This window comes from Acidimicrobiales bacterium, from assembly GCA_036491125.1.
Taxonomy (GTDB): domain Bacteria; phylum Actinomycetota; class Acidimicrobiia; order Acidimicrobiales; family AC-9; genus AC-9.
The window spans coordinates 23,462-30,899 of record DASXCO010000232.1 but is presented as its reverse complement, the minus strand read 5'-3'; the positions used below and the strand labels follow the sequence as shown (position 1 = coordinate 30,899).

At 70.2% G+C, this 7,438-nt stretch carries 9 protein-coding genes; 2 read left to right on the top strand and 7 right to left on the bottom strand.

Annotated features, from left to right (window positions below):
* Positions 1–387: 387 nt before the first annotated feature.
* Positions 388–624 carry a hypothetical protein gene (locus VGF64_17995; GenBank protein HEY1636652.1) on the top strand — a complete coding sequence of 79 codons (237 nt, stop codon included), beginning with the start codon at positions 388–390 and terminating at the stop codon, positions 622–624.
* 16 nt (positions 625–640) lie between these two features.
* Here VGF64_17995 and VGF64_17990 read toward each other — a convergent pair whose 3' ends face one another.
* The 6 genes from VGF64_17990 to VGF64_17965 form a co-directional block, all read right to left on the bottom strand.
* Positions 641–1,450 (bottom strand): alpha/beta fold hydrolase, encoded by an 810-nt coding sequence (locus VGF64_17990; protein ID HEY1636651.1) that lies wholly within the window; start codon positions 1,448–1,450, stop codon positions 641–643.
* The gene (locus tag VGF64_17985) at positions 1,450–2,640 is read right to left on the bottom strand and encodes an LLM class flavin-dependent oxidoreductase (protein ID HEY1636650.1); all 1,191 of its coding nucleotides are present in this window, start codon (positions 2,638–2,640) and stop codon (positions 1,450–1,452) included. The genes VGF64_17990 and VGF64_17985 overlap by 1 nt, the downstream gene beginning before the upstream one ends.
* A 108-nt stretch (positions 2,641–2,748) precedes the next feature.
* Positions 2,749–3,564, bottom strand: coding sequence for a Fe-S cluster assembly ATPase SufC (sufC, locus tag VGF64_17980; protein ID HEY1636649.1), 816 nt, complete (start codon positions 3,562–3,564; stop codon positions 2,749–2,751).
* The gene (locus VGF64_17975; protein HEY1636648.1) at positions 3,561–3,878 is read right to left on the bottom strand and encodes a non-heme iron oxygenase ferredoxin subunit; all 318 of its coding nucleotides are present in this window, start codon (positions 3,876–3,878) and stop codon (positions 3,561–3,563) included. Before VGF64_17975 ends, sufC begins: the two co-directional genes overlap by 4 nt.
* Positions 3,878–5,149 carry a Fe-S cluster assembly protein SufD gene (sufD, locus tag VGF64_17970; GenBank protein HEY1636647.1) on the bottom strand — a complete coding sequence of 424 codons (1,272 nt, stop codon included), beginning with the start codon at positions 5,147–5,149 and terminating at the stop codon, positions 3,878–3,880. Before sufD ends, VGF64_17975 begins: the two co-directional genes overlap by 1 nt.
* Positions 5,150–5,249: 100 nt before the next feature.
* Positions 5,250–6,065, bottom strand: coding sequence for a PhzF family phenazine biosynthesis protein (locus tag VGF64_17965; protein HEY1636646.1), 816 nt, complete (start codon positions 6,063–6,065; stop codon positions 5,250–5,252).
* Positions 6,066–6,107: 42 nt separating this feature from the next.
* Here VGF64_17965 and VGF64_17960 point away from each other — a divergent pair, with 42 nt between their 5' ends.
* Positions 6,108–6,923 carry a crotonase/enoyl-CoA hydratase family protein gene (locus tag VGF64_17960; GenBank protein ID HEY1636645.1) on the top strand — a complete coding sequence of 272 codons (816 nt, stop codon included), beginning with the start codon at positions 6,108–6,110 and terminating at the stop codon, positions 6,921–6,923.
* Positions 6,924–6,960: 37 nt separating this feature from the next.
* Here VGF64_17960 and VGF64_17955 read toward each other — a convergent pair whose 3' ends face one another.
* Entirely contained in the window at positions 6,961–7,317 is a 357-nt protein-coding gene (locus VGF64_17955) for a hypothetical protein (protein HEY1636644.1), read from the bottom strand.
* Positions 7,318–7,438: the final 121 nt, after the last annotated feature.

Genomic DNA, 7,438 nt, shown 5'->3' with positions numbered 1-7,438 from the left:
GCCGGCATAGAACGAGAACCCGTCCACGTCGTCCACCGTCAGGCCGGCATCCTCCAGGGCCTTCGAGGTGGCATCCAGCATCAGGTCGAGCCCGGTCAGGTCGCCGGCTTGGCCCCGTCGGTAGAACTTCGAGGTCCCGATGCCGACAATCGCCGTCTTGTCCTTGATCGTCATGCGCCCTCCCCGAGCCGAAAGCCATACGTTATATGAAAATGGGCCTTCCGTCACCGGGGTGGGCCGGCTGCCCGTGACGCCTCACCTCGCCACCGTAGACACGACGGACCAGGCGGACCAGGCGGACCAGGCGGACCAGGCGGGCTGAGCGGACCGAGCCGGCCGAGCGGTCCAGGCGGCCCCAGCGGACCTCCTGGACCCCAGACCCAGCCGGTGCTGGCGACGGCGGCACCAGCGAGCCACCGGCACCGGCCGAGCATCGCTCCTGGTCTGTTTCTCGCCGCTGCCGGCTTCCTGATCGTGGGGTTCGCCTACTCGATTCTCTCCTACGAGGCGTTCCAGGGCGTCACCGAGAAGCTCACCAAGGCGTCGACCATCTCCTTCGCCGCCGGATTCATGGCCGTCGCGGTCGGGCTCGTGGTCCTCGCCGTGATGCGGGCACGCGACTAGCCGACAGGCGACGTAGCTACGCAGCGAGGTGGGCGCGGAGAAGCCCGACCAGCTCGTCGGGCTTCTCCAGGGGCAACAGGTGTGCCGCGTCGTCGACCTCCACCAGTCGAGCCCGGGAGATCCCGCTGGCATAGGCCTCGGCGTGCGCCCTGGGCACGAGCGTGTCCTGCGCCCCGCGCACGATGAGCGTGGGCGAGCTGACGCGGTGGAGCCGGCGGGCCAGCTTGGGGTCGTGCAGGTAGGGATCCCAGGCCAACTTGGCCGTGGCGGCCATGGACTGGAGCAGTGGACGCAGGACCTCGAAGGGGATCTCGACCTCGCTGGCCGCCATGATGTCCAGCTGGCTCATCATCTGGGCCATGGGATGGCTCTGGTCGGCGAACATGTCCTGGGCCAGCTCGCGCAGGGGCCGGCCGAAGAGCTCCTTGATCTCGGCGCCGGGTAGGTAGAGTCCGGCGGGGTTCACCAGCACGAGGCGGCCGACCCGGTCGGGGTAGCGCACGGCGAGCTCGGCCGCCATCCAGCCCCCGAGCGACAGGCCCACCACCGCGGGCGACGACAGGCCCAGGCGGTCGAACACGTCGAGGAGGTGGAACACGGCGTCCTCCATGTCCTCGATGCTCTCGATGCCTTCGGAGGCGCCGAAGCCGGGAAAGACGGGCGCCACCACCGCACGCTCCTCGGCCAGGTCTTCGAGGAACAGCGTCCCCGCCCCCTCTCCCATGGCCGAGTGGAGATAGACGACTGGATCGCCGGTTCCCCCTCGAAAGATCTGCACGGCTCCAATCTCGGTCACGAGCCGCTCGTCGACGAGGCTGGCTCCCATCAGGCCACCGCCGCCGGCGCGCCGAGCACGGGCTGGCCGGCCGGGAAGGTGGCCCGCAGCTTCGGCATGACCTCGGTGCCGAACAGCTCGAGGCTGCGCCGTGTCGCATCGGCCGGAAGCGTTCCGAGCTGGAACAGACCGAGCAGGTTGCCGGGTCCGAGGCGACGGAGATTCTCGGTGAGCCGTTCGGTCACCGTGTCGGGTGACCCCACGATGGCGTACTGCCCCGCCTGCACCTCGTCCCAGGTCTTCAAGTTGAGGGCGAAGGTCTTGGCTCCCTTGAGGATGTTCTCGTACGAGCGGATCGAGGTGTAGCCCGGCGGGGAGATGTTGATGCCCGGCAGGAGGCGGCGCACGAAGTACCAGAAGTGCTCCTCGTACTGACGGCGGGCCTCGGCGTCGGTCTCGGCCACGAAGATGGGGACGAGCCAGCCCAGCTGGAGCGGGTCGACCTCGTAGCCTTCTCGCTGACAGGCCTCCCGCATCATCTTGAACATGCGCTCGAACACGTCGATGTGGAAGTACGGGATACCCATATAGGCGTAGCGGTTGCGGGCGACGAACTCGATCGTCTCGAGTGACCCGACGCCAGGGACCCAGATCTCCGGATGAGGCTGCTGGACGGGGCGGGGCCAGCTGTTGACGTAGCGAAGCTTGTAGTGCTTGCCGATGAACTCGAACGGGCCAGGCTCGGTCCACGCCCGCTTGATGATGTCGTGGGCCTCCTGAAACCGCTCCCGGGCATGCGCCGGGTTGATGGAGGACGAGTAGTACTCGGGACCGCCGCCGACAACCATCCCGGCGATGAGGCGACCGCCGCTGATGCAGTCGATCATGGCGAACTCCTCGGCCACCCGCGTGGGCGGGTCGTACAGCGGCAGGGCGTTGCCCACCACAGCGATCCGTACCCGGCTCGTCTGGCGGGCGAGGATCGATGCCATGAGGTTGGGCGAGGGCATGAGGCCGTAGGCGTTCTGATGGTGCTCGTTCACGCAGACCCCGTCGAAGCCGAGCTCTTCGGCGAGGATGAGCTCGTCCAGATAGCGGTTGTAGATCTGGGTGCCGACGCCGGGGTCGAACAATGAGTTCGGACACGTCACCCAGGCAGGTCCGTCGTAGTCGTCCGGCAACCCCGGATAGGGCATCAGGTGGAAGCTGAAGAACCGCATCTCGCGAACCCCCTCGCTCACGACCGACCGGACCACCGGCGCCGGTCATCGTAACTCGACCGCTCGGTCAAGTTCGACACTGGCGGCCGTCGCCATCCCACCGCCTGCCTCCGGCCCCCAGCGGGCTGCTCAGGCCCCGGAGACGGCTGCTCCGGGCTCGTCGACCCCATACGGGGCGTAGCCGGTCTGCTCGAGCTCCTCGGCCAGCTCCGGTCCGCCGCTGCGAACGATCTGCCCGCGGACCATGACGTGGACGGCGTCGGCCCTGAGCACGTGGAGGAGCCGGGTGTAGTGGGTGATCGCCAGCACCCCGAGGTCGGACTCGGTCGTGGCCGCCTCGATGCGCCCGGCCACGGCCCGAAGGGCGTCGATGTCGAGGCCCGAGTCGATCTCGTCCAACACCGCGAACCTCGGTCGCAGCACACCGAGCTGCACCGTCTCGTTGCGCTTCTTCTCGCCACCCGACAGGTCGACGTTCAGGGGTCGGACGAGGAACCTCGGGTCGAACCCGATGCGGCCGGCCTCCGCCGCGACCAGCTCGCCCACCTCGGCCCGATCCCGGCCGGCGGCGGTGAGCGCCTCGCCCAGGGCGTCCTCCAGGCTCACGCCCGGGACCTCCGTCGGGTACTGGGGGACGAGGAACAATCCCGCCTGTGCGCGCTTCCAGGTGGGCAGGGCGAGGAGGTCGACACCATCGAGGGTCACCCCACCCGCGGTGACCCGGTAGCCCGGCCGGCCCATCAGGACATGGGCGAGCGTGCTCTTCCCCGACCCGTTGGGCCCCATGACCGCATGGACCTCACCGCTGCGGAGCCGGAGATCGATGCCCTCGAGGATCTCCCGCTCGGGGACCGCAGCTCGCAACCCGGTGATCGAGAGCTCGGCGCCGGGGCCGGTGTTCGCGCCCGGCTCTGCCCTCGGGCCGACCTCCCGGGCCGGCCTCACGGCAGGACCACCATCACGTCGTCGCCCTCGACCTCCACCTCGTACACGGGAACGGGCTGGGTGGCGGGCAGGCAGAGGGGCTCGCCGGTCTCGAGCGAGAACGTGCTGCCGTGCTTCCAACACTCGATCTCGAGATCTTCGGCGAAGACCTCGCCCTCGGACAGCGAGTAGTCGGCATGGCTGCACCGGTCGCCGATGGCATAGAACGCGTCGCCGACACGAATAAGGGCGATGCGGTGCTCACCGACGTCGAAGCGTCGCGCCGTGCCCGCCGGCACCTCGGCGGTCGCGCACAGCCTGACCCGCTCGCCCATCAGTCCCTCTCCAGACGATCGCCCACGGCCCGCCGCAGATGGGCGCGCACGCCCGGGGCGGGCGCCCGCTCGAGGATGTCGCCGAAGAAGCCGGCCACGATCAGGCGGTCCGCCACAGCCGGGGGCACACCGCGGCTCTCCAGGTAGTACCGCTGCTCCTCGTCGATCGGTCCCACCGTCGAGGCGTGGCTGCACCGCACGTCGTTCTCCTCGATCTCGAGGTTCGGAACCGAGTCGGCGTGGGCACCCTCCGACAGCACGAGGTTGCGGTTGGTCTGGAAGGCATTGCTCCCGCGGGCGCCGTGGCGGATCCGGATGAGACCGCTGTACACCGAACGGGCGCGATCCCGCACCGCGCCCTTGAACAGCAGATCGCTGGTCGTCTTCGGGGCGTCGTGGTCCTGCAGGGTGCGGAAGTCGTGCATCTGGTCGGCGGCGCCGAAGAAGGCGGCCATGAGCTGGCTCGACCCACCCTGACCCGCGAGCCTCGAGTCCGTTCGCAGCCTGGCGTACTCGCCGCCGAGGGCAGCTGTGAACGACCGCAGGCTGGCGTCCCTGCCGACGCGACTGGCCTGATAGGCGACCTGCCAGACCCGCGAGCCGAGCTGCTGGAGTCCCACATAGGCGAGGTTGGCGGCGTCGGCCACGTCGAGCTCCACGACCGGGGCCGCCAGAGCCGCGACGTCACCCGAGGCCATCACTTCGACCACAGCGGCCTGGCTGGCCTCCCCGACCTTCACGACGGTGCGGGGAAAGACGGCAGCTCCCTCCGTGCCGAGCCAGTGCACGACGACGAGGGGCGCGTCCAGCTCGACCTTCGGCGGCACCTGGACGAGGGCCGCCTCGGCGAGGAACGCGGTGGCGAGCTCGACGAAGCCGTCGGGCGCGGCGGCCACCGAACCCAGCAGCTCGGCCCCTTCGTCGGGAGCGGCGTGCAGCAGGCCGTCGAGGAGGACGCCCCGAGCGGCAAGATCGTCGCGCACCTCGGCGTGGGCGACGCGACCGTCGCGCAGCACCAGCAGGCCCGAGCGTGGGCCGACCGCGTCGGCGACGGCGGTGACCGCAGGAGGCAGGCCGGTCTCCGTCGCGGTGGCGGCGACGGGCCGAAAGGAGGCCAGGTCGAGCTCGTCGATGCGGCTGTAGCGCCACACCTCCTCCGCCTCGGTCGGCAACTCCCCCGCCTCGAACCGGCTCAACGCATCGGCGCGCCGTTGCTTCATCCAGGCTGGCCCCGGCAGCGCGGCCGCGGCGTCGACGGTGAACTCGGTCAAGGGCGGGGTCATCTCAGGGCGACGAATCGTGAGGTCGGTCGGTCGGGTGCTGGGCGCTCCCGACCAGTCACTCCACTCTAGTTACTCGCCTTGTCCAGCCCTACAGGGTGAACCTGCCCTCGGCGCAGGCGGCGATCCTGCCGCCGACCCGTACATCGCCGTCCTCCGCGTGCGCCTCGATCCGGCAGGGCCGGCCGATCTCGTCGCCCTGGCAGATGGTCACGTCGGCGGCCGTACCCCAGAGGCGGCGAGCCAGGAGTGCGATGGGCCCGGCTGCGGAGCCTGTGCCCGGATCCTCGAACCCTCCCCCCGAGGAGCCCTCCGGGCCGGGAACGAAGACCCGCACGTGGAGCATCGCATCGTCCCGCCAGGTGAAGAGGGCAACCGTGGTCGCTCGGGCCCTCTGGGCCACCTCTGCGACGGCCGCGGGCGACGGGCGGAGCCGGTCGAGGCGGACCGTGGTCGGGATGAGGAGGTGAGCGATGCCCCCGGCCTGGGCTCGGTAGGCCCCCTCGGCACCCTCTGCCCCTGGAAGGGTCGAGTCCGTTAGCAGCGCCTTCGGCGCCTCGGAGATCTCTGGGGTGGGCTGACCCATCACCGCCCCCATCTCGTCGGCCTCGACGACGACGGTGGCCCCCTCCGAGGTCTGGGTCCAGCGGCGGGGTCCGAGGACCCACGCCGTGCCGAGGCTGGGATGACCGGCGAACGGGAGCTCCACGGTGGGTGTGAAGATGCGCACCTCGTACTCGTCCGCTCCGATCACGGTCGGGAAGGTCGTCTCGCTCAGGTTGACCTCCCTGGCGATGGCTCCCATCACGGGCTCCGGACAGGGGTCCAGCACGACACACACGGCGTTGCCCGCCAGCGCCCGGTCGGAGAACACGTCGACGACCCGGTAGCGCAGCTCGATGCCCATGTCAGGCGAACCTATCGTCCGCCCGCCGCTACTGTGGCCTCCATGTCCAGCTCAGAGGTCCTATCCGTCGAGCGCGACGAACACGTCGCCACTCTCTGGCTCGACCGCGCCGAGCGCCGGAACGCGATGGGTCCAGACTTCTGGGCCGATCTGCCAGTGATGATGGAACAGCTGGCCGACGACGAGGAGATCCGCGCCGTCGTCGTGGCGGCGCGCGGACCGCACTTCAGCGTTGGCCTCGATCTCAAAGCCATGGGCGGCTCCGTGGCCGGCTCCGGCGGGTCGCAGGTGGCCAACGCCCGCCAGACCCTGCGGGAGGTGCGCCGGATGCAGGCTTCGGTCACCTCGGTGGCGGACTGTCCCAAGCCGGTGATCGCCGCCGTGCAGGGCTACTGCATCGGAGGCGGCGTCGACCTCATTTCCGCCTGCGACATCCGGCTGGCGGCGGCCGACGCCGTCTTCTCCGTCCGCGAGACGAAGATCGCCATCGTCGCCGACCTCGGCAGCCTGCAGCGCCTGCCGCGCATCATCCCCATGGGGCACGTGGCCGAGCTCGCGTATACGGGCAAGGACGTCACCGCCGACCGCGCCCGTCAGATCGGTCTGGTGAACGACGTACTTCCCGACCACGAGGGCGTGGTGAAGGCCGCCGCCGAGATGGCGGCCGAGATCGCCGCCAACTCACCGCTCGCCGTGCAGGGGACCAAGGCGGTGCTGGCGGCCGGCGAGGCGCGCAGCGTGGCCGAGGGGCTGGACTACGTGGCCGCGTGGAACGCGGCCTTCCTCCCGTCCGACGACCTCCGAGAGGCGATGGTCGCCTTCGCCGAGAAGCGCCCGGCATCGTTCAGGGGCCAGTAGGGCCGGCTGGGTCAGCGCCAATAGCCCCAGCGGGGGTTCAGCGCCCGCGGCGCCAGCGGCGCCACCACGGGCTCGTGGCGGTGGCCGCCCGTCGCTCCCGCTCCCGCTCGACCTCGGCCGCCAGGGTGGGGCCGACCATGTTCACGATGTCCTCGGCCTCGTCCAGCAGGTGGGCTGCCTCGGGACCAGGGACCTCAGGCTCGTCCTCGATCGCCGGCTCGATCAGGCTGCCGTGGGCCCAGCCGGCGTCGGCCATCCTCCGCTCGTAGGCCGGGCAGTTGGCCGGGCACCGCCAGGGTGCCTCCGGGGCCAGGTCGAGCACACAGAAGCGCGCCACCTCACCGGAAGCGTAGGTCCGGCTCTGGAAGTGCTTGCATTCCTCGCGCATCGGCATGAGTTCGTGTCCCCCCCCGGCCCGGCGGGCGCACCAGGAGCGCCATCCATCGCTTCAAAGGGAACCCGATTCTATACTCGCCGGCCGCCGCACAGACGCCGCATCTCGATGAACTTCGTGC

Coding starts and splice junctions, on each gene's coding strand:
- VGF64_17990 (HEY1636651.1), bottom strand. CDS start 1,450: ATGGGAGCCAGCCTCGTCGACGAGCGGCTCGTGACCGAGATTGGAGCC.
- VGF64_17975 (HEY1636648.1), bottom strand. CDS start 3,878: ATGGGCGAGCGGGTCAGGCTGTGCGCGACCGCCGAGGTGCCGGCGGGC.
- VGF64_17965 (HEY1636646.1), bottom strand. CDS start 6,065: ATGGGCATCGAGCTGCGCTACCGGGTCGTCGACGTGTTCTCCGACCGG.
- VGF64_17960 (HEY1636645.1), top strand. CDS start 6,108: ATGTCCAGCTCAGAGGTCCTATCCGTCGAGCGCGACGAACACGTCGCC.
- VGF64_17955 (HEY1636644.1), bottom strand. CDS start 7,317: ATGCCGATGCGCGAGGAATGCAAGCACTTCCAGAGCCGGACCTACGCT.